General features: G+C 65.8%; 17 protein-coding genes. 9 read left to right on the forward strand and 8 right to left on the reverse strand.

Annotated features, from left to right (window positions below):
* The first annotated feature begins 2 nt into the window (after positions 1–2).
* From AC1RVW_RS15380 to AC1RVW_RS15405, 6 genes are read left to right on the forward strand one after another with little or no spacing between them, the layout of a single operon-like run.
* Complete coding sequence (locus tag AC1RVW_RS15380) at positions 3–1,619, forward strand: indolepyruvate oxidoreductase subunit beta family protein (protein ID WP_493200884.1); 1,617 nt, start codon at positions 3–5, stop codon at positions 1,617–1,619.
* Positions 1,620–1,632: 13 nt separating this feature from the next.
* The gene (locus AC1RVW_RS15385) at positions 1,633–2,874 is read left to right on the forward strand and encodes an alpha-hydroxy acid oxidase (protein ID WP_493200886.1); all 1,242 of its coding nucleotides are present in this window, start codon (positions 1,633–1,635) and stop codon (positions 2,872–2,874) included.
* A gap of 37 nt (positions 2,875–2,911) precedes the next feature.
* Complete coding sequence (locus AC1RVW_RS15390; RefSeq protein WP_493200888.1) at positions 2,912–3,961, forward strand: TRAP transporter substrate-binding protein; 1,050 nt, start codon at positions 2,912–2,914, stop codon at positions 3,959–3,961.
* 3 nt (positions 3,962–3,964) lie between these two features.
* A complete protein-coding gene (locus AC1RVW_RS15395) occupies positions 3,965–4,489 on the forward strand; it encodes a TRAP transporter small permease (RefSeq protein WP_234383038.1) in 525 nt (174 codons plus the stop codon).
* Entirely contained in the window at positions 4,486–5,787 is a 1,302-nt protein-coding gene (locus AC1RVW_RS15400) for a TRAP transporter large permease (RefSeq protein ID WP_106938120.1), read from the forward strand. The genes AC1RVW_RS15395 and AC1RVW_RS15400 overlap by 4 nt, the downstream gene beginning before the upstream one ends.
* Positions 5,787–6,215 (forward strand): acyl-CoA thioesterase, encoded by a 429-nt coding sequence (locus tag AC1RVW_RS15405; protein ID WP_106938119.1) that lies wholly within the window; start codon positions 5,787–5,789, stop codon positions 6,213–6,215. The genes AC1RVW_RS15400 and AC1RVW_RS15405 overlap by 1 nt, the downstream gene beginning before the upstream one ends.
* Before the next feature lie 3 nt (positions 6,216–6,218).
* Here AC1RVW_RS15405 and AC1RVW_RS15410 read toward each other — a convergent pair whose 3' ends face one another.
* From AC1RVW_RS15410 to AC1RVW_RS15440, 7 genes are read right to left on the reverse strand one after another with little or no spacing between them, the layout of a single operon-like run.
* On the reverse strand, positions 6,219–6,680 hold the full coding sequence (locus tag AC1RVW_RS15410) for a low molecular weight protein-tyrosine-phosphatase (RefSeq protein WP_493200892.1): 462 nt from the start codon (positions 6,678–6,680) through the stop codon (positions 6,219–6,221).
* 22 nt (positions 6,681–6,702) lie between these two features.
* Positions 6,703–7,155 (reverse strand): type IV pilin protein, encoded by a 453-nt coding sequence (locus tag AC1RVW_RS15415; protein ID WP_493200894.1) that lies wholly within the window; start codon positions 7,153–7,155, stop codon positions 6,703–6,705.
* Between the two features lie 10 nt (positions 7,156–7,165).
* Positions 7,166–12,163 carry a pilus assembly protein gene (locus tag AC1RVW_RS15420; RefSeq protein ID WP_493200896.1) on the reverse strand — a complete coding sequence of 1,666 codons (4,998 nt, stop codon included), beginning with the start codon at positions 12,161–12,163 and terminating at the stop codon, positions 7,166–7,168.
* 15 nt (positions 12,164–12,178) lie between these two features.
* Entirely contained in the window at positions 12,179–12,751 is a 573-nt protein-coding gene (locus AC1RVW_RS15425) for a pilus assembly PilX family protein (protein ID WP_493200898.1), read from the reverse strand.
* Positions 12,748–13,605 carry a PilW family protein gene (locus AC1RVW_RS15430; protein ID WP_493200928.1) on the reverse strand — a complete coding sequence of 286 codons (858 nt, stop codon included), beginning with the start codon at positions 13,603–13,605 and terminating at the stop codon, positions 12,748–12,750. The genes AC1RVW_RS15425 and AC1RVW_RS15430 overlap by 4 nt, the downstream gene beginning before the upstream one ends.
* Before the next feature lie 4 nt (positions 13,606–13,609).
* Complete coding sequence (gene pilV, locus AC1RVW_RS15435; RefSeq protein ID WP_493200900.1) at positions 13,610–14,182, reverse strand: type IV pilus modification protein PilV; 573 nt, start codon at positions 14,180–14,182, stop codon at positions 13,610–13,612.
* Entirely contained in the window at positions 14,179–14,664 is a 486-nt protein-coding gene (locus tag AC1RVW_RS15440; protein WP_493200902.1) for a GspH/FimT family pseudopilin, read from the reverse strand. Before AC1RVW_RS15440 ends, pilV begins: the two co-directional genes overlap by 4 nt.
* Before the next feature lie 725 nt (positions 14,665–15,389).
* Here AC1RVW_RS15440 and AC1RVW_RS15445 point away from each other — a divergent pair.
* From AC1RVW_RS15445 to AC1RVW_RS15455, 3 genes are all read left to right on the forward strand, one after another.
* Complete coding sequence (locus AC1RVW_RS15445) at positions 15,390–15,593, forward strand: hypothetical protein (protein ID WP_409196757.1); 204 nt, start codon at positions 15,390–15,392, stop codon at positions 15,591–15,593.
* A gap of 223 nt (positions 15,594–15,816) precedes the next feature.
* A complete protein-coding gene (gene mgtA, locus AC1RVW_RS15450; protein WP_493200905.1) occupies positions 15,817–18,582 on the forward strand; it encodes a magnesium-translocating P-type ATPase in 2,766 nt (921 codons plus the stop codon).
* A gap of 415 nt (positions 18,583–18,997) precedes the next feature.
* Positions 18,998–19,714 (forward strand): MgtC/SapB family protein, encoded by a 717-nt coding sequence (locus tag AC1RVW_RS15455; protein WP_081269346.1) that lies wholly within the window; start codon positions 18,998–19,000, stop codon positions 19,712–19,714.
* 15 nt (positions 19,715–19,729) lie between these two features.
* On the opposite strand, the gene AC1RVW_RS15460 is transcribed toward AC1RVW_RS15455, so the two are convergent.
* Entirely contained in the window at positions 19,730–21,172 is a 1,443-nt protein-coding gene (locus AC1RVW_RS15460) for an NAD-dependent succinate-semialdehyde dehydrogenase (RefSeq protein WP_081269345.1), read from the reverse strand.
* Positions 21,173–21,274 lie beyond the last annotated feature (102 nt).

Consider the following 21,274-nt stretch of genomic DNA (forward strand, 5'->3'; position numbering starts at 1 on the left):
ACATGGAACAGAACCGCCCCCTCACCCTGCTCGTCTGCGCCCTCGGCGGCGAAGGCGGCGGCGTACTCACCGAATGGCTGGTCGACACCGCGCGCCATGCCGGCTACGCCGCGCAGAGCACGTCGATCCCGGGCGTGGCGCAGCGCACCGGGGCCACCACCTACTACATCGAAGTGTTCCCCGTACCGCTCGCCCGGCTCGCCGGCAAGCGCCCCGTGTTCAGCCTGAGCCCGGTGCCGGGCGCGCTCGACGCGATCGTGTCGTCGGAGCTGCTGGAAACCGCGCGCCAGATCGGCAACGGCATGAGCGCGCCGCTGCGCACGCTGGTCATCAGCTCCTCGGCGCGCATCTTCACCACGGCCGAGCGCATGGAGCCGGGTGACGGGCGCGCCGATGCGCAGCGGCTGCTCGACGTGGTCAAGGCCTTCAGCCGCGAGCACCATGTGTTCGACATGAACGCCATCGCGCGCGACAGCGGCACGGTGGTCAGCGCGGTGATGCTCGGCGCCATCGCGGGCAGCGGGCTGTTCCCGTTCCCGCGCGAGGCCTACGAGCATGTGGTGCGCGGCGGGGACACCAGCGCCCCGGAGAAACTGAACAAGATGGCCGCCGCCAGCCTGCGCGGTTTTGCCGCCGCCTTCGAAGCGGTGAACGCACCGCGCGCGCAGGCCGCGTTCGTGAGCAGCGTGCTGGCCGGCGACACGAACCACGCACCGCCCCCGGCCAGCGCCCTGCCGGCCGAACTCGCCCGGCGCTTTCCACCCGCGGTGCACGACATGCTCGCGCTCGGCCACGCTCGCGTGCTCGACTACCAGGACGCGACGTATGCCGCGCTCTACGCCGACCGGCTGGGCCGCGTGCTCGATGCCGAGCGCACCGCCGACCCGGCCGGCGCACAGGGCTTTGCCATCACGCGGGAGATGGCGCGCTGGCTCGCGCTGTGGATGGCCTTCGACGACATCGTGCGGGTCGCCGCGCTCAAGGGCCGCGCAAGCCGCGCGCAGCGCGTGCGGCAGGAGGTGCGCGCCGGCGACGACGACATCGTGAAGGTCTACGACCACTTCAAGCCCGGCGCGGCGGAATTCGCGGCGCTGCTGCCGGCTTCGCTCTCGCGCCGCGTCACGGCCTGGGACCGGGCCCGCCAGGCGCGCGGCCGGGAGCCGTGGGCGCTGCCGCTGAAGGTGGGCAGCCACTCGGTGTTCGGCATGGCCTCGCTGCGGCTGCTGGCGTCGCTGCGCTGGCTGCGCCGCCGGGGCAGCCGCTTCGCCGAGGAACAGGCGCTGATCGAGCGCTGGCTCGCGGCGGTGGAAGCCGGCACCTGCGAGGCCTGGGCGCTGGGGCACGAACTGGCGCTGTGCGGGCGGCTCATCAAGGGTTACGGCAGCACCAACGAGCGCGGCAAGCACAACCTGCTGCACGTCATCGACGCGCTGGCCGGCCGCACGGCCCTGCCGGCAACGGCGCGGGCCGCCGCGATCGCCGCGGCCCGCGAGGCGGCGCTGGCGGACGAAGGCGGCAAGGCGCTCGACGCCGCGCTGGCGGCGCACGGCGCGGCACCCCGGCCAGTGCAGGCGCAGCCCATCCGCTGGATGAAGCGGCCACCGCCCGCGAAGGCTTGAGGCGAGCCGACCGATGACCTTGCTGCTCAACGTGGACGACCACCGGCGCCGTGCGCGCCGTGTGCTGCCGCGCCTGGTGTTCGACTATGTCGACGGCGGCGCGGAAGACGAACGCTGCCTGCGGCGCAACCGCGACGCAATCGAAGCGCTGCCGCTCATTCCGGAATGCCTGCGCGACACCACCACGGTGGACACCGGCATCGAACTGTTCGGGCGCCGCTGGCGCGCGCCGTTCGCGGTCGCGCCCATCGGGCTGGCCGGGCTGGTACGGCCGCGCGCCGACGCCTTGCTGGCCGGAGCCGCGCAGGCTGCGCGCGTGCCCTTCATCCTCTCGACCGCATCGAACACCCGCATCGAGGACGTGCGCACCGCCGCGCCCGACGCCACGCTGTGGATGCAGCTCTACGTGATGGGCGAGCGCGCCATTGCCGAACGCATCGTGCGCCGCGCGCGCGCCGCGGGCTTCGAGGCGCTGGTGCTCACGGTGGACGTGCCGGTGAGCGGCCTGCGCGAACGCGACCTGCGACACGGCTTTCGCGTGCCGATGCGGCTCACGCCCGGCACACTGTTCGACATGGCGCGGCACCCGGCCTGGCTGCTGCGGCTTGCGCGCCACGGCATGCCGCGCTTCGAGAACCTGCTGCCCGATGAAGACGGCGCACCCGTCTCCGCGCAGACGCAGGCCGCGCTGCTCTCGCGCACCATGGACCGCGCGCTCACCTGGGAAAGCCTGGGCTGGCTGCGCAAGCTCTGGGACGGCCCGTTGCTCGTCAAGGGCCTGCTGGGCGCGGAAGACGCACGGCGTGCCGTGCGCCACGGCGCTGACGGCATCGTGGTCTCCAACCACGGCGGACGCCAGCTCGACGCCGCGCCGGCCAGCATCGCCGCCCTGCCCGCGATGGTCGACGCCGTGAACGGGCGGATCCCCGTGCTCATGGACGGGGGCATCCGGCGCGGAAGCGACATCGTGAAGGCGCTCGCGCTCGGCGCGCGCGGGGTCCTGGTCGGGCGCGCCCCGGTCTACGGGCTGGCGTGCGACGGCGAGCGCGGTGCGCTGTCGGTGCTGCAGATGCTCATCCAGGAGACCGAACGCACGATGACCCTGCTGGGCGCCACGCAGGTGCGCGAACTCGGCCCGCATCACGTGGACAGGCCTTCGCCGCGTTCGCCCGACGAACAGGAAGGCGTGCCAACGCGACCCAAGGAAAACACGCACGGGAAACCCTCCATTTACCCCGCGCGCGCGACTGCCTAGATTGCTCAACCCAGACGAACACATAACGAAGGAGACCATGACAATCGCCCACCGCCCCCACCGCACGGCACTGGCCCCGGCCGCCGTCGCCATCGCCGCCGCCCTTGCGCTCTGCACGCCCGCCACGCAGGCACAGGACAAACCCGTGCAGCTCAAGCTGTCGAGCTGGGTGCCCGCGCAGCATCCGCTCAACCCCGCGCTGCAGGCGTGGGCCGACGACATCAAGAAGGAGTCCGGCGGCACCATCACCGCGATCCTGTTTCCGTCGGAGCAGCTCGGCAAGGCCTTCGACCACTACGACATGGCGCGCGACGGCATCGCCGACTTCTCCTACGTGAACCCCGGCTACCAGCCCGGCCGGTTTCCGGTGATGGCCGGCGCGTCGCTGCCCTTCCTGTTCGCCAACGGCAAGGAAGGCTCGGCCGCCATCGACGCCTGGTACCGCAACTACGCGGCCAAGGAAATGAAGGACGTGAAGTACTGCTTCGCCTTCGTGCATGACCCCGGCACCTTCCATTCGCGCAAGAAGATCACCGTGCCCGGCGACGTCAAGGGCCTGAAGGTGCGCCCGGCCACCAGCACCGTGGGCCAGCTCATCACCTCGCTGGGCGGCACCAACGTGCAGGCCTCGGCGCCCGAGTCGCGCGACATGCTGGAGCGCGGCGTGGCCGACGCCATCACCTTCCCGTGGGGCTCCATCGGCCTGTTCGGCATCGACAAGGTGGTGAAGTACCACATGGATGCGCCGCTGTACGTCACCCCCTTCGTGTGGGTCATGAACAAGGGCAAGTACGACGCCATGTCCACCGCGCAGAAGAAGGTGATCGACGACCACTGCACCAGCGAATGGGCGCAGAAGGTGGCCGGGCCGTGGGCCGACTTCGAGTTCGCCGGCCACGCCAAGATGGCGGCGCTTTCGGGCCACGAGATCTACAAGCTCACGCCGGAGCAGCTCGACGCATGGCGCAAGGCCGCGGCGCCCTCGGAAGCGCAGTGGGCCGAGAGCGTGAAGAAGGTCGGCGAAGACCCGAAGGCGGTGATGGATGCGTTGAAGGCCAGCCTCGCCAAGTACAAGTCGGCGCTCTGAGCGATGGCTACCCGGTCCGCCAGCTACATGGACCGCGCGATCAATACGATTGAATGGCTCGCCGCCGTTTTTGTAGGGATCGTCGCGCTCAACATCTTCGTGGCCGTGGTGCTGCGCAAGTTCTTCGACACCTCGATCCCCGACGCCTACGACTTCGGCCGCATGCTACTGGGGATCCTGATCTTCTGGGGCATCGCGGCCACCAGCTACCGCGGCGGCCACATCACGGTCGACCTCGTGTGGACGGCGGCGGGCCCGCGCATGAAGCGCGCGATCGACGTGTTCGCCACGCTGGTGCTGCTGTTCGTGGTGGCGGTGCAGACCGCCATGCTGTTCGACAAGGTGCGCGGCACCTACGTCGACAACGTGCAGACCTATGACCTGAACATTCCGACCTGGCCGTTCTATGCCGTGGCCTGGGCCGGCGACGTGTGCGCGGTGCTGCTGATCGCGATCCGCACCTACCGGCTGATCTTTCACCCCGAGCAACTCGAAGAAGTTCACGCAGAACAGAAGGCGGACGAATGAGCCCCGATGCAGTGGCAGTGCTGGGCTTCGTCGCCCTGTTCGTATTGATGTTGTTGCGCGTGCCGGTGGGCATGGCGATGGGCCTGGTGGGCGTGACCGGCTACAGCTACCTCGTGGGCCCCGGGCCGGCGCTGAAGCTGGTCGGCCAGACCTCGATGCGCACCGTGACCGACTACACCTTCGGCGTGATCCCGATGTTCATGCTGATGGGCGCGCTGGTTTCGGTGTCGGGCGTGAGCCGCGAGCTCTTCAAGGCCGCCAACTCGATGATCGGCCACCTGCGCGGCGGCCTCGGCGTGGCCACCGTGGTGGCGTGCGGCGGCTTCGCTGCGATCTGCGGCTCGTCGGTGGCCACGGCCGCCACCTTCTCCGCGGTGGCGTATCCGGAGATGCGGCGCTTCAACTACCCGCAGTCGTTCTCCACCGGCGTGATTGCCGCGGGCGGCACGCTGGGCGCGATCCTGCCGCCATCGACCGTGCTGGCCGTGTACGCCATCCTCACGCAGCAGGACATCGGCAAGCTGTTCATGGCGGGCATCGTGCCCGGCATCCTGGCGATGGCGATGTACGTGCTGACCATCGCGATCATCGTCAAGCTGCGGCCCGACTGGCTGCCCGGCGGCGAGGTCAAGCCGTGGTCGGAACGCGTGAAGGACCTGAAGAATGTGTGGGCGCCGCTGGTGCTGTTCGTGTTCGTGATCGGCGGCCTGTACGGCGGCTTCTTCACGCCGACAGAGGCGGGCGGCGTGGGTGCGAGCGGTGCGTTCATCCTCGGGCTGGTGCGGCGCAAGCTCGACGGCCCGAAGATCCGCGAGGCGCTGCTGTCGGCCACGCGCACGGCTGCGGCGGTGTTCACTGTGCTGATCGGCGCGCTGCTGTTCGGCTACTTCCTCACCATCACGCAAAGCCCGCAGAAGCTCACCGAGTTCCTCACCGGCCTGGGCATCGGCCGCTACGGCGTGCTCGCGCTCATCATGCTGATGTACCTGGTGCTCGGCTGCCTGATGGACGCGATGGCGATGATCATCCTGACCGTGCCCATCATCTACCCGGTGATCGTGCACCTGGGCTTCGACCCCATCTGGTTCGGCGTGATCATCGTGATGACGGTGGAGCTGGGGCTGATCCATCCACCGGTGGGCATGAACGTGTTCGTCATCAAGAGCGTGGTGAAGGACGTGAGCTTCACCACCATCTTCAAGGGCGTGCTGCCGTTCATCGTGACCGACATCGTGCGCCTGGTGATCCTGATCGCGTTCCCGATCATTGCCTTGTGGCTGCCGACGAGAATGGGCTGATGAGCAACAGCAACAACCTCAAGGAAGTCGTCTACACCGCGCGCGTCGAGTTCGGCGACTGCGACCCCGCCGGCATCGTCTGGTTTCCCAACTTCTTCCGCTGGATCGACGCTGCCTCGCGGCACTTCTTCGCCGAGTGCGGCGTGCCGCGCTGGGAAGAAACCACGCAGACGCTGGGCGTGATCGGCACGCCGCTGGTCGACACGCACACGCGCTTCGTCAAGGCCGCGAGCTACGGCGACACGCTGCAGATCGCGGTGCGCATCAAGGAATGGCGCGAGAAGAGCTTCGTGCAGACCTACCGCGTCACGCGCGGCGACGACTTGATCCTCGAGTGCGAGGAGGTAAGGATCTTCGCGGCGAAGCGTGAAGGCGGCGGCATCCGGGCGGTGCAGATTCCGCCCTCGATCCGGGTGCTCTGCGAGTAGCCTTCAGCGCGCCTCGGCCTGAAGCTTCGCGAGCAGGCCATCGACGCCATGGTCGATCAGGTCGAAGACTTCGACGAAGTCTTTCTGCCCGCCGTACCAGGGGTCGGGCACGTCCCCATCGATGCCTTCGGCGAACTCAGTGAACAGATGGATCTTGCCCTCCGTGCCCGCAGGCGCGAGCCTGCGCAGCGCGGCGCAATGCTGGGCCGTCATGCCAATGATCAGGTCGAAGCGCTCGAAGTCGGCCTTGCGCACCTGACGCGCGCGGTGCACATGCATCTCGATGCCGCGGCGCCTGGCCTCGGCCACCGAACGCGGGTCGGGCGGGTTGCCGCGCTCCTCGTCGGAGATGGCGGCGCTGTCGACCTCGATCTCGAAGCCGGCCGCGCGTGCCTTGTGCATGAGGAGCACGTGGGCCGTGGGGGAGCGGCAGATATTGCCGGTGCACACTAGTAAAACTGACATTGCTTCATCACACCACAATCACCTAACGCCAGCAAGTCGCCACAGTACCAGGCGTATCCGCAGCCATGCCTTTCTTGCCCGTGGCATCCAACGTGAAGTCGCCACACTTGCGATCGGCTGCCTGTACGCCAGCACGTGCGGCTTTGAATGCATATCCACCGTCGCCGCCGTCGCTGGCCTGAGTCAAGGTCAGGGTGTAATAGCCGTTCCCCGATTTATCGCCGTTCGGCAGCTTCAGCTTGGCAAGGTCTGCTGGCGCCGCATACTTGCCGTTCTGCGCCTTCCACCGCTCTTGGCGAGCAGCGGCCTCATTAAGCAAGTTCTGCGCTTCCGCCCGACGGGCACGGAAGCCGTATTCCGTATACGACGGGTAGGCAATCGCAGCGAGGATGCCGACGATGGCCACTGTGATCATCAGCTCGATCAGGGTGAAGCCCCTTTCAGCATTGCGCACTGGTTTCTCCTTCACAGACATTTTTTTTTCGTCATTTGGGCGGGTTGGGCGGCTGCTTGCGCCAACTCTGACGACCGAATTGCAATCCATGGTTGACTCGCCGTTCGGCGTTCCGGCTGGGGTCAAACACCCGCTCCGCGCGAATGGTCTGCTTGCCTGCTCCCGTTCCCGTGCCATTGACCTGGCCATGCCCCGCCCCCAACGCATCAGCGGCATTGAAGACCCCGTCGCCATTCATGTCGAAAACGACGTAGTTCGTGCGGCCGCCACCGTTGGGGTCAATGCCGTAGATCGTGCCGCTCATGCCTGCCGCGCAAGGGTCCTCTGCAGTCCGCACCGAAGAAAGGAACAGCCCCTTGCCGTACAGCGTCATCTCGTAGACCACCTTCTCCCCGTTGCGCGGCAGGTCCACGACCCAGCCCCACTTCTCGACATCGGAGTCCCGCTTGCCGGTGGCGTTGGCCCTGTACCAACGAACCGCGTTGTTCGTCAGGGAGAAGCTGCCCGAGCCCGCCACCAGCTCAGCGAAGGACTGGCTTTGCAGATCGGCGCGCAACTTGGACGCCGTCGGCAACGAGGTGGGCGCCGTCGCCCCCGCGTCTGCGTAGCGATCCCAAATTCCATAGACGGTCTGCTTTTGCGTGCTGCTCTTGTCGCTGCTCGTCAACAGGCGGCCTGTACCGAAGATCACCAGCTTGCCCTTTCCCGTCGGATGGGGCACTACGTAGGGCGCCGCAGTGATGGCCTGGCGCTTGCCGTCCACGTCCGCATCCTTTGCGGTGAAGAGCTTCTTCACCGTCCACGCCGAGATATCGCCGCTGCTCATGTCGAAGCGCCACACATTGCCCGCCAGGTCCCCTGCATAGGCCACGTCCACCTTGCCGTCCCGGGTGTGATCGACGGCGGACACGCGCGACAGCCCATTGCCCAGAGGCATCGAAGCCGTCAGCTCGGCGGCAGTCATGCCGCCATCCAGATCGAAGCGCCGCAGCACGTCGCCGTTGGCTATGTCCAGCACGAACAGGCTGGCGCCGCCACCGCTCGCCGTGCTGTTTCCCCCCTGATAGCCGCCAGGAACCAGTGCGACCCATTTACCTTTGCCAAGCGCAGGATCGTTGAGGCGAGCAATGGTCGGCTGCGGCAGCGAATTGCCCATGCTGGAATTCTGATCGGAGCCGAATTCCCACAGCAGTCGCGGCGAGGCGGGATCGGTGACGTCCAGCGCGAACACCTGCCTGCCGCCGGCGCCCAGGCTGCCGATCAACACCTTATGCCACGCATTGCCGAAATACACGTCCGAGGCAACAGGCGTGCCATCCACGTAGTAGCGGTGGGGCGTGCCGTCCTTCTTGCCGTAATCGAACATGGTGAGCGTGTTCAGTTTGTTGCGCATCGCCGTAGGAACGAAGGCGAACTCCTCCATGCCGTTCTCGGCGCGGAAGGCGTGGAACATGCCGTCGTTCGCGCCCACATAGATCATCTCGGGCTTTCCCGCCTGGTCGGAAACGAAACCCGCATAGTTGCTGCCCTCGCCCTCCAGAGCGTCCGCCGCGCCCGCCCGGTAGAGCGCGCCCCTCACGCGCAACGGCGAGGAATTGACGATGTCACCCAGTATGTTGGGCCTTCCGTTGGCCAGGTTCTTGCGGGTACGGAACAAACTGTTCTCACCGCGCAGAAAGCCGATGCGCTCCTCGGCCTTTGCATCCGCCTGGTTGTTCGCCGGGTTCCTGTTGAGCGCCGTGAGCCAGGCAGCATCGGCCGGCTGCCCGTTGATGCCCGCAAAGGTGAAGGGACGCAAGGTCGGCGTGGCGCCTCCGGCGCCGGCATACAGGATGTTCCGGGGCGTCCCGCGGCTGGATAACTGGTCCGCCGCACTCCACTGCCGCTCGTAATTCAAGCCGTTGGTAGCGCTTTCGGTGAGCTTCTCGCGGATCACATCGCCGATCCAGCCATCGGCCTCGAAGTGCGTGCGATAGATGTCGGCCCCCGCAGCGATCGTGCCGCCGGGCATGTCCACGGACACTGCCGTCACCGAGTTGTTGTTCTGCAGGATGTCATTGAAGGCTTTGGTCATCTGCGCCTTCAGCGTGGTCGCGTTGGTGACCAGGAAATAATTGTCCGGATCGCCCTTGACGGAGGCAGGATTGCGCCCCGGCATGCCGTACTTGGCGGCGTACCACAACGGGTCCTTGAGGAAGCTGCCTGAAGAGTTGGCCGTGCTGGGAGTGAAAGTCCGGCTGGCCGAGAGTGGCAGGCCGATGCACTCCGGGGCGTAGGGTCGTCCCACGCAATAGCCAGGACTGCGGCCGGGAGGCGTATTCAGCGCGTAATACACCGATGCCGTGTCCTTGTCACGCACCTCCAGATACATGCCGTCCTGGGTGGTGCCCGAGATCACATAGCCCATGTGCTGGCCGATGGTGCCGGCCCCATATTCGGACTGCATGTCGACCTTGACGGTACCGTTCGCCTGCAACGAAACGGTGTAGCTCGAAATGGCATCCATGTCGTGGTCGGCGCCCTGCTCCACGTCCTCGTAGTTGATGCGGAACTCGGCATAGGGACGCCCTTCGTTGATGCTGGCGTTCTTGTCGGCCGTGCCGGTGTTGGCGATCCGGTCCACGTAGTAGTCCAAGATCTGGTTGGTAGGTGCAAAGCGCGTGGGATCGATGCCGAAGCCAGTCACGGACTTGGCAAAGGGGGAGATCGTCACGAACCGGCCACCGGGCACGGGGAAGCGAATCTCCGGCAGCGGGGACGCAATGGCGACCGAATAAGTCATCAGCCGGTTCTTGCCTTTGGCATTGCCGAAAACCGCATTGTTGGCGGCGAAGCGCGAGACCCCGGCGGAGTAGAAACTGCCTTCTTTGCTGGGCTCTTGAGGCGACAGGCCACGCACCCAGGAAAGATCGTCGACCGTTTTCACCGACGGCGCGCCGTTGGCGTTGGTCGAGTTCGACTGGCCGATGAAGAAATTCTTGCCGTGGATGCCCTCGGCCGCGCCGATGGCCTGCACCTCGCTGGCCACATTGAACCCGCCCAGGGCATCCGCATTGACTGCAATGGACTGGAAACGGCTGCCCGGCATCTTCGTGTCGTACGAGGGATTGATGTCGCTGAGCACTGCCATCACGGGCCGTGCGCAATGCTGGTAGCCGCCGCCACCGGCAGTCTTTGCCGCATAGGGCGACACCCAGTCGGGCTTCGAGAGATTCAGGGGATTTGCACTGTCCTTGGCGCCGCTGCCGTAGTCATACTGGCGATGCGCACCTGATGCACCGCTGAAATAGCGCATCGTCTCGAACATCATCTCGCCCACCGGGTTGCCCCACATCGCGCACATCGATGGATCGGTCTTGCCGCTGATGGGGCCGTCGGTGATCCAGTCGCACTCGTTGTACCCGCTGCCGTTGAAGCCGATCAAACGCAGCCGGTCGATGTTGGCGACGACGCCGGCAACGTTGGTTCGGAACACGCCCGTCTGCGGATCGACCTCATCCGCAAAGCTGCTCATGTTGCGCCGCAGGATGCCGCCCGCAATGTTCTTCTGGTACGAGCCAGAGAGCAGCCCGAAGTACATCGTGTTGTTCTCGCCGAAGTCATGCAGCAAGCCGGTCGGCTTGTGGATGGCGGTGCCGCCGTTGTTCGGATAGGACTTGCAGCTGGTTTCACGCAGCGCTGCGTTGGTGCTGGCGCATGCCTCCACACGGATCTTGTGGGTCGCGATGGTGCTGGCGGGCCGCGTGAGCTTCAGCGCCAGCCCCCAGCTGTCGTCGCCGGTTGCCTCGACGTGGCGGAATCTCACCGTCTTCCAGCCTGTCGTCGCGAAGGTGATGTCCTGGCGGCTCTTCAGGCCTTTCTGGCTGCGGTCGGCGCTGTTGCTGCCATACCTGCCCCAGCGTGTGCCATCGATGGTGGCCTCCACGGCGTCGTCCCCATCGACTGCGAAGGTATAGGTCCCTGCAGTCGAAATGTAGATCTCACCATCGATCTGCGTCAGGTAGTTCTCATGGGAGCAACCATTGCTACCGCTGAAAGGGTTGTTGCCTGCACCGGTGGTGTCGATCACGCTGATCGCGCTCGAACCGCACCTGTTGGCGTTGGTCCCGTTCGCGGTGAAGAAACTATCCATATCCGACCCGTTCCTCGGTGTCCACGCGTAGTTCGTCTTCTTCCACGTCGTGATGGTCAGACCGCGATAGGCATTGCCGGGCAACATCTCGAAGGCCTCCCTCCCATTGCCGGTCTCGCACGCCGCCCCGCCCAAACAAAGGTCCTGCCCGGCGGTCCCTTCCTTGGACACCCAGTCCCAGATCTGGAACTTCGAGTCGTTGAGGACTCGCAGACGAGGAATCGCGTTGTCGCCGCTTTCGCCCAGCGTGGTTACCGCGAAGAGATGGCGGGTACCGCTCGCCGGCTGCGTCAGCGGCGCGTAGTCGCTGATGTTGTAGACGGCGCCGTCGCGAACGGGGTCGTAGGCCTTGCCCCAGGCGTGGGCGTCACGAGGCACATAAGCCGCCTGCAGGACAGTGCTGCTGGTGGTGTCGGTCACCCGCATTCCGCCATAGAGCACCCGGCGGATGGCATCCATGCGCGACGTGGCCAGATAGTTGAGGAAGTCGCCGCTCCAGCGGGTTCCGCCGGCACAGATCTTTTTCCTGGCACCGGTGGCGGCAGCGACGGGCGAAAACTTGTCGTTGGCGTACTCGTAGCAGGCGTTGTTGTTGAAGTAGCCGTAGTAGTCGATCTGGTCGGGCTTGTAGCCCACGTCAATCACGCCGTCGCCGTTCAGGTCGGAGGCGTCGTTGTAGGCCTCGTAGTAGAGCTTGTGGTCGCGCCCCATCACCAGCATGTTCAGCGGCGGATTGCCTTCGCTCACGAACAGCGGCGTCTGTGCCAGAGCCGTGTCTCCATTGTCCTGCGCAGTCGCAAGATGCTGGCCGAGCAGCATCGCCGCCGCGGCTGCCAGCAAGCCGACCGTGTGGAAGAGACGAAAAGGTGAGCGGGTTGAACATGTGGAGCGAGCCATCGCAGCCCTCCTCGACTATTTGATGAACAGATTGACCGTGGAGCGCAGGCAGAACGCATCCGGACCGCAGGTTTGCACAGTGCCTTCCGCGGTTGCCTGGGCGTTGAGTTCGTAGAACTCGGTGCAGCCGGTGCTTGCGGCTTCGAGCGCCGATGTGGCGCTCGAACCCTCGGGGCATACGGTGGAGATGTAGCGGGGATACCAGAAGCCGTAAGGGTTCTTGAAACCGGTCGCCTTGGTATTGACGGTGAACGAAGTGTTCAAGCCGAGCGTATCTGTGCGTGCATCCGAGACATAGCAAGGCTTATTGGCACTGTCCACAGGGCTGGTCGCGCTCTCGGCACATTTGGCGAGCGACAAGCCGTACATCTGGATGGCTCGCTCGCCCTCTCGCAACGCGCCGTCCGCCGTTTCCTGCAGCTTCTGGCTTTCGAGCATATTGCCGGCGATGCGCGACTCAAGCGTGATGGTGCGCATTCCAACCACGGCCAAGACCAGCACCAGCAGCATCATGATCATGGCGACGAACAGCGCTGCGCCGCGCTGGCGCACCCATCCGGCAGAAGACGAGGTGTGGCGGGCGCTCATGGCATCAGGTTTCTCAGGGTGAGCGAGCCGCTCGCCAGTTGGTAGAGCTGGCCTTTGCTGGTGTCGCAACTGGTGCGGGCACCGCCGACGGCTTCCCAGCGGGTGCATGCAGAGGAACTCATGCCCCCGGTGACCCTTTCTGTCGAACTCGCCAGCAAGATGGCATAGCGCAACGACCTGATGGCGTCGTCCGCCGCTGGCGTGCCGGTCTTGAACTCTTCTACACGCCGCTCGGCCAACGAGTCGGTGCCCTTGCCGACTCCGAACTCGAAGAACACGCCGCGCACACCGTCGGCTACTTCTTTCTTCGCCGTGGCCTGGCTTCCGGCTTGGCAGGCCAGCCTGCCCTGGCTGAGGAAATACTTTTCCACGAACAGGCCCGCACCCAGCGCTGGCGCGGGCGGCGCTTCATAAGCCTTCAGGCCGGCGACGCCGGCCGACGAACCGGCGCAGTCTTTTTCGTTGTTGTCTCGCGGCTGGTAGCGGATGCACAAGGTGCTCGTGTCAATTGCGTAGATGGCCTGGCCCGCGGTGAACCGGCAGCCGTTGGGATGCGCGGCGTCGTCCGCGGGAAAGGCCTTTTCCATTGCCTGCGTCGGATCGCGCCGATAGCCGGCTTTCGTGAACTCGTTCTCCAGCGTTCCCAGCGCATAGCGGCTGTTGCCGAGGTTTTCGCTCTGACTGATGCGGAAACCGAAGTTGCGCAAGCCTTCCATGTAGATCGTGGTGGCGATCAGGACGACTACAAGGCCCACGGCCATTGCCACCATGAGCTCTACCAGCGAGAGGCCTTGCTCGGCGTCAAGAGAGCGGCGGATGACGCTGCCATGCGTCCGCGAACATGTGCGCGACACAGGCTCAGAGCCTCGATTGCAGCTTGTAGGAGCAATGATCATTGTCTGCTCCGTCCAGACATTGACCCTTCATGACCGGCCAGGCCACGGTGACCGAGATCACCCCTGCTGTGGCATCCAGGCCAACGACGAAGCTGCTCTTGATAAGGCCGTCCCCCAACTCGGGCATCAGTTGCTTGGCGCGTGCGCCCCAGCAGCCCAGGCGCTTGGCGGGAGCTGCAGCCAGGGGTTGGCAATCCTCCCCCGTGACGACCTCCAGTTCGGTCCCAGAGGCTTTCGCGTAGCCGCCCAAGTCTGCCTTGGGCGTGCCGTTGGCTTGCAGGACGGTGAGTGTGTCGCCGCGCATGGTCTCCATCAATTCGGAGGCGACCATTGATGCCATCTGGCGCCGCTCGGTATCGGTGGTGAACTGGATGGCGCGTACATGCATGCCCGCGGCGCCGAGCAGGCCGATGCTTACCATCAGAACAGCGATGAGAACCTCGACGAGGCTCACGCCCGTTTGCCGGGATGGCGATCTGGAGCGAAGGACGTTCATGGAAGAACCGTTACGGAGATGAACAGATGCGAGCCTCATGAGCAGGCTTCCTTGGTTGCCGCACTTCTCATCCGGACCAGGCCTGCGCCGGTCACGGTGAGGCATTGCACGCGGGACGCATTGGCCCCTGAGACCGACACCACGTACGACGTACCTCCGCCAGAAGCAGGGTGGGCTTGTCCCGTCACATCGAAGACCACGCCGCCGGAGGAGCCGGGCTCGACGCTGACGGCATCGGACAGCGCAGCCTCGCGCAGCACCTGAGTCCCCACCTTGGCTTGCCACGTCTGCCCCGTGGCGGCGACGGTACTTTGCGTGCGTTTGTAGACCCCCTCCGCACGAGCGAAATGGAGCAGGATTTGCAAGTCCTGCGCCGCGGAATTCACTCGCTGATTGGCAATCATTGCCGAGAACGACGGGATCGCCAGCGCGGCAAAGATAGATATCAGCGCGACTACGACCAGCACCTCGACGAGCGTGAATCCGTTCTGCTCCTGTGATGACAAAACCAGTTTCTTCATTGAGCGCAAGGAGCTAGCTGTAGTTGGTATCAGAGCAATTTTTGAGTGTGTCGAATCGTAATCTCTGCGCATCCAATTGCATCGGCAATTGGGACAAATTGATATCTCTAATCGACGATTGTCAGAAATCCGAGACATTTGCAATTAGCTAACAATTGCACTGTTCGCGCCCATCTCGGATTTTTATACGTCAATTAATTGTTAGCAATTGGCACGGCCCGCGCAGCTGGAGCAATGCCACGATCGATGCCATTGCTGTGCAAATGCCCTCCGATTTATCGAGTGGCATCTTTTCAGCACCCCTGCCATTCAAGGCCGACTTTGGGTGCTGCTGAAAAGTCTTGCGGCAGAAGCTATGCGTGGCGATCCCCCCTGGGGACGTCAGACGCGCGGCAAGGCAGCCCTCTTTCGCATCGCGGAACACCATCCCAAAGGTTGACGCACCCGATGCCGCGGTGCAACAATCGTGAAATCTTCATTTCGGAGCCCCGTGCGTGGACAGTGCCAGTTGGATCAGTGACAAGACGCGTGCCTCGGCAGGCGTGACACTCCAGGCTCTCTAGCGCAGGCTTCCCGCGCTGTGGCCGCCGTGCACGCAGCGTGACCCCCTTGCTCTCGCGGCAAGCGGTTCTCTCCTCCCGATACCCGCCCCTCTCGTCACTGGCTTTTTCAGTCAGCTTGCGTGCGTCCGTGCGCGAGGCCCTTCAACGCGAAGGAGCCTTGTCATGCGTCATCTAGAAACTCGTCAGCAACCGCTGCAACAGCAGCAGGCGCAGCCGCGGACGCAGCACAGCGGCGGCACGCCTGCGAGTGCCACCGCGCCTCGCATCGACGACACGCTGGACCAGGCCGCCGCGCTCTGGACCACCCGCCGCATCCGCAGCTGCCTGGTGCTGCTCGATCCATCCGCTCGGCCGGCGCACCGCTGAAGCCCGCGCGCACCCCGCCCCATTCACGCACGCAGACAAAGGAGGCCCCCATGGACCCAGCCCCTCATTTGCGCCCCTGCGCGCCCCGTCCATTGTTCCGATCGATTGCCAGCCAGAGAGAGCGCAGCGCGCCTTGCTGCGAAGGAATAGTCACGCCTGATTGACCGAGGCGTGCGCTTTTCTTTCCTTCACGGCCCGCGCTGCCGCCGTGAAGGAGAGAAAAATGAAAAACGTCCTGAAGTCCTTTTTCGAGAACTTCCTGCGCAGCCGCCACATGCTGCATCACTTCGAGCGCTGGCAGACGCTGCTGGGCTCGAAACCCGCCGCCGCCGGCTCGGCCAGCATGCCAGCCGACATCGCCAAGGCGCTGAGCGCCGCCTCGCGCACCGACGCCGGCGAAATGCTGGTCAGGCTCCACAGTTCGCCGCGCGGCCTCAGTGAAGGCCATGCGCAGGTGCTGCGCAAGCGCCTGGGCAGCAACGAGGTCCGCCACGAGCAGCCGCTGCCCTGGTGGCAGCACCTGTGGCAGTGCTACCGCAATCCGTTCAACCTGCTGTTGACGGTGCTGGCGCTGATCTCCTACGCCACCGACGACATGAAGGCCGCGCTCGTCATCGGCAGCATGGTGGTGCTGTCGACGGTGCTGCGCTTCCTGCAGGAGTCGCGCTCCAACAAGGCGGCCGAGCGCCTCAAGGCGATGGTGAGCAACACCGCGACGGTGCTGCGGCCCGCGCCGGGCCAGAAGGCAGGATCGCCCGGCGACGAAGGCTTCGATGCCACGCACGCCGGCACGCTGCGCGTCGAGGTGCCGATGCGCGACCTGGTGCCGGGCGACTTGATCGCGCTGTCGGCCGGCGACATGATCCCGGCCGACTGCCGGCTGCTCACCGCCAAGGACCTGTTCATCAGCCAGTCCGCGCTCACGGGCGAGGCCATGCCGGTCGAGAAGTTCGTCGCCGACCGCGGCGCGCACGACGCCGGCGTGCTCGAACGCGAGAACCTGCTCTTCATGGGCACCAACGTGATCAGCGGTACCGCCACCGCGTTGATCGTGCACACGGGCGACCGCACCTTCTTCGGCGCCCTCGCGCAGCGCGTGACCGCCACCGACCGCGGCACCAGCGCCTTCCAGGCCGGCATCAACCGCGTGAGCTGGGTACTGATCCGCTTCATGCTGGTGATGGCACCGCTGGTGCTGGTGATCAACGGCGTGGCCAAGGGCGACTGGTGGGAGGCGGCGCTGTTCGCGCTGTCGATCGCGGTCGGCCTCACGCCCGAGATGCTGCCGATGATCGTGACCGCCACGCTGGCCAAGGGCGCGGTCGTGATGTCGCGCCAGAAGGTGATTGTGAAACGGCTCGAGGCCATCCACAACTTCGGCGCAATGGACGTGCTGTGCACCGACAAGACCGGCACGCTGACGCAGGACCGCATCGTGCTCGAGCGCCACACCAATGCCTGGGGCGAAGGCTCGGACCACGTGCTGCAGCTCGCCTATCTCAACAGCTTTCACCAGACGGGCTTGAAGAACCTGCTCGACAAGGCCGTGCTGAGCCATGCAGAGATGCAGCTCGAGACGCGCCTTCAGACCGGCTACCGCAAGATCGACGAGGTGCCCTTCGACTTCTCGCGCCGCCGCATGTCGGTGGTGGTGGCCAACGGCGGCAGCGAGCACCTGCTGGTCTGCAAAGGCGCGCTGGAAGAGATCCTGTCGGTGTGCACGTCGGTGGAACGCGGCGCCGAGGTGCTGGCGCTCGATGAAGAGGTGCTCGCGCGCATCCATCGCGTGGCGTCGGAACTCAATGCTCAGGGCCTGCGCGTGGTGGCGGTGGCAAGCCGCGCGCTGAAGCTCGAGGCGCAGAAGCCGGCATACGGCGTGGCCGACGAGTCGGGCCTCACGCTGCTGGGCTATGTGGCGTTCCTCGACCCGCCGAAGGAATCGACCGCGCCCGCGCTGCGCGCGCTGGCCGAGCATGGCGTGGCGGTGAAGGTGCTGACGGGCGACAACGAGCTGGTGACGCGCAAGGTCTGCGGCGACGTGGGCATCGAAGCCGGCCGCATGGTGCTCGGCCGCGAGATCGAGGACATGAGCGACGCCGACCTGCGCGTGCTGGTCGAACGGCACCAGGTGTTCGCCAAGCTCACGCCGGCGCACAAGGAGCGCATCGTGCATGCGCTGCATGCCAACGGGCATGTGGTCGGCTTCATGGGCGACGGCATCAACGACGCACCGGCGCTGCGCGCCGCGGACATCGGCATTTCGGTGGACGGCGCGGTGGACGTGGCGAAGGAATCGGCCGACATCATCCTGCTGGAGAAGAGCCTGATGGTGCTGGAGCAAGGCGTGATCGAGGGGCGCCGCACTTTCGCGAACATGCTCAAGTACATCAAGATCACGGCAAGCTCGAACTTCGGCAACGTGTTCTCGGTGCTGGTGGCCAGCGCGTTTCTTCCCTTCCTGCCGATGCTGCCGCTGCACCTGCTGGTGCAGAACCTGCTGTACGACGTGTCGCAGATCGCGATCCCGTTCGACAACGTGGACGACGAGTTCCTGAAGAACCCGCAGCGTTGGAACCCGGCCGACCTGGGCCGCTTCATGGTGTTCTTCGGGCCGCTGAGTTCGGTGTTCGACATTCTGACGTTCACCGTGCTGTGGTTCGTGTTCGCCGCCAACTCGGTGGATCACCAGACGCTGTTCCAGTCGGGCTGGTTCGTCGAGGGCCTGCTGTCGCAGACGCTGATCGTGCACCTGATCCGCACCCGCAAGATCCCGTTCCTGCAAAGCCGCGCGTCGTGGCCGCTGCTGGCAATGGGCGCGGCCATTGCCGCGGTGGGCATCTGGCTGCCGATGGGGCCGCTGGCGCACTACTTCAAGCTGCAGGCGCTGCCGCTCGCTTATTTCCCGTGGCTGGTGGCGATGCTGGTCGGCTATGCGGTGCTGACGCAGACGGTGAAGGGGTGGTATGGGCGGCGGTATGGGTGGCAGTGACTCTTGTCGAGTATCGAGGGGCATTGTTCAGGGTGCGTGCACAGGCCACCGGGTACTCCCCTGCGCGAATGTCCCCCGGGGCTGCGCCCCTCCTCCTTTATTTCGCTGCGGGGAGCACCCGGCGCCCTGCGCACGACGAGCGCCGCTCTTGTGCCGGCTGATCAACAAGTGCTCTGAACGATCACGACGGCGGGGTGCCTTGCGCAGCGAAATAAAGGGGGAGGCCGCAGGCCGGAGGACATTTGCGGAGCAAGGTACCCCGTCGGCGTGAGCGCGCCCACCTGAAATCAAATGCGCCTCGGGCTCTTTGACACGCATATGACACCCTGGCCCAGCAAACTGCCGGCCTGGATCAGAGGAAAGCTGTTACCCCATCGACCATCGGCATCAGAACAAACAACAAGGAGAACTCTTGATGCAAGCTATTCAAAACATCAACCTCAACTCGCTGCTCGACACCTTCATCAGCGTCGCGGCCGCCTTCATCCTCGGCTCGGTGATCGGCCTGGAGCGCCAGATACGCCAGCGCACGGCCGGCCTGCGCACCAACACGCTGGTGGCCGTGGGAGCGGCGGTGTTCGTCGACATGGCCTACCGGCTCGACGGCAGCGGCGGCGCGGTGCGGGTGGTGGCTTATGTGGTGTCGGGCATCGGCTTCCTGGGTGCCGGCGCGATCATGAAGGAAGGCGCCAACGTCACGGGGCTCAACACGGCGGCAACGCTGTGGGGGTCGGCGGCGGTGGGCGCCTGCGCGGGCGCGGACCTGCTGGGCGAAGCGCTGATCGCGGCGCTGTTCGTGCTGGCCAGCAACACGCTGCTGCGGCCGGTGGTGAACCGCATCAACCGGCAGCCGATCAGCGAGGGCGCGAGCGAAGCGACCTATGTAGTGCGCGTGATCTGCACGCGCGCGGCGCGGCCCGAGGTGATGGACCAGCTGCTGCTGCTGCTCGAGGCCGCGAACTATCCGGTGCGCGATGTCGACCAGCACCCCTTCGGGCCGGCCGACACCGAGATCGGCGCGACGCTCTATGCGACGGCGGTCGAGCCCGCGGAGCTCGACCGTGTCATCGAGGATCTCGAAGCCCTCGACGGCGTGCAGCAAGCCTTCTGGAATGCCGCCGCCGAAGAGTGACCGGCAAGCGCCGGCTCAGACGCCGAGGATCGAAACCGCCTTGGTGTTCAGGTAGGCCTCGAGCGCTTCCGGGCCGCCTTCCGAACCGTAGCCCGAATCCTTCACGCCGCCGAACGGCATTTCCGGCGACGGGGTGGCGGGCTGGTTGATCCACAGCATGCCCAGCTCGAGCTTCTGGCTCAGCAGGTGCGCGCTCTTGATCGACTTGGTGAAGGCGTAGCCGGCCAGGCCGAACGGCAGGCGGTTCGATTCGGCGATCGCTTCCTCGAGCGTGTCGAAGCCGCGGATGGCGGCGATGGGGCCGAAGGGTTCGTTGTTGAACACGTCGGCGTCCAGCGGCACGTCGGTCAGCACGGTCGGCGCGAAGAAGTTGCCGGTGTCGCCCACGCGTTCGCCGCCGGCGGCCACGGTGGCGCCCTTCTTGCGGGCATCTTCCAGCACGTGGGCCATGGCGGTGAGGCGCCGGGCGTTGGCCAGAGGGCCGATGGTCGTGCCTTCCGCCAGGCCGTCGCCGAGCTTCAGGCCTTCGGTGTACTTGACCAGCGTGCGGGCGAACTCTTCGCGCAGGCTGTTGTGCACCAGGAAGCGGGTCGGCGAGATGCAGACCTGGCCGGCATTGCGGAACTTGGCGGCACCGGCGGCCTTGACGGCCAGCGCCACGTCGGCGTCCTCGGCCACGATCACCGGGGCGTGGCCGCCAAGTTCCATGGTCACGCGCTTCATGTGCGCGCCGGCCAGCGCGGCCAGTTGCTTGCCGACCGGGGTCGAGCCGGTGAAGGTGACCTTGCGGATGATCGGATGGGCGATCAGGTAGTTCGAGATTTCGGCGGGGTTGCCGAACACCAGGCCCACCACGCCGGGCGGGATGCCGGCATCGACGAAGGCCTGCAGCAGCGCGGCGGGCGACGCCGGGGTTTCCTCGGGAGCCTTGACCAGGAACGAGCAGCCGGTGGCCAGCGCGGCACCGAGCTTGCGCACGATCTGGTTGATCGGGAAGTTCCACGGCGTGAACGCGGCGACGGGGCCCAGCGGCTCCTTCAGCACGAGCTGCTGTGCGGCCAGGTTGCGCGACGGCACGATGCGGCCATACACGCGGCGGCCTTCGTCTGCGAACCACTCGATGATGTCGGCGGCGGCCAGGGTTTCGCCCTTGGCTTCGACCAGCGGCTTGCCCTGCTCCTGGGTGAGAAGCTTGGCGATTTCAGGGGCGCGTTCGCGGATCAGGCCGGCGGCCCGGCGCATGACGGCGGCGCGCTCGTTCGCGGGCGTGTTGCGCCAGGCCTCGAAGCCGCGCTGCGCGGCGGCCAGGGCACGGTCGAGGTCGGCAATGCCGGCATGCGCCACCTTGCCGATGGCCTTGCCGGTGGCGGGATTCAGCACGTCGAGTGTCTTGCCGTCGGCGGCGTCGACCCATTGGCCGTCGATCAGCAGGCGGGTGTCGGTGTAGGTAGCGGTCATGACGAACTTTTCCTTCGGGGACTGGATGATGAAAAGGGGAAATCGGGTCTGTGCGACGCGGCACCCCGAAGGGTGCGCTGGCGACGACGGCAGCCACGGCCG

This window comes from Variovorax sp. MPBD4-3 (genome assembly GCF_058809745.1).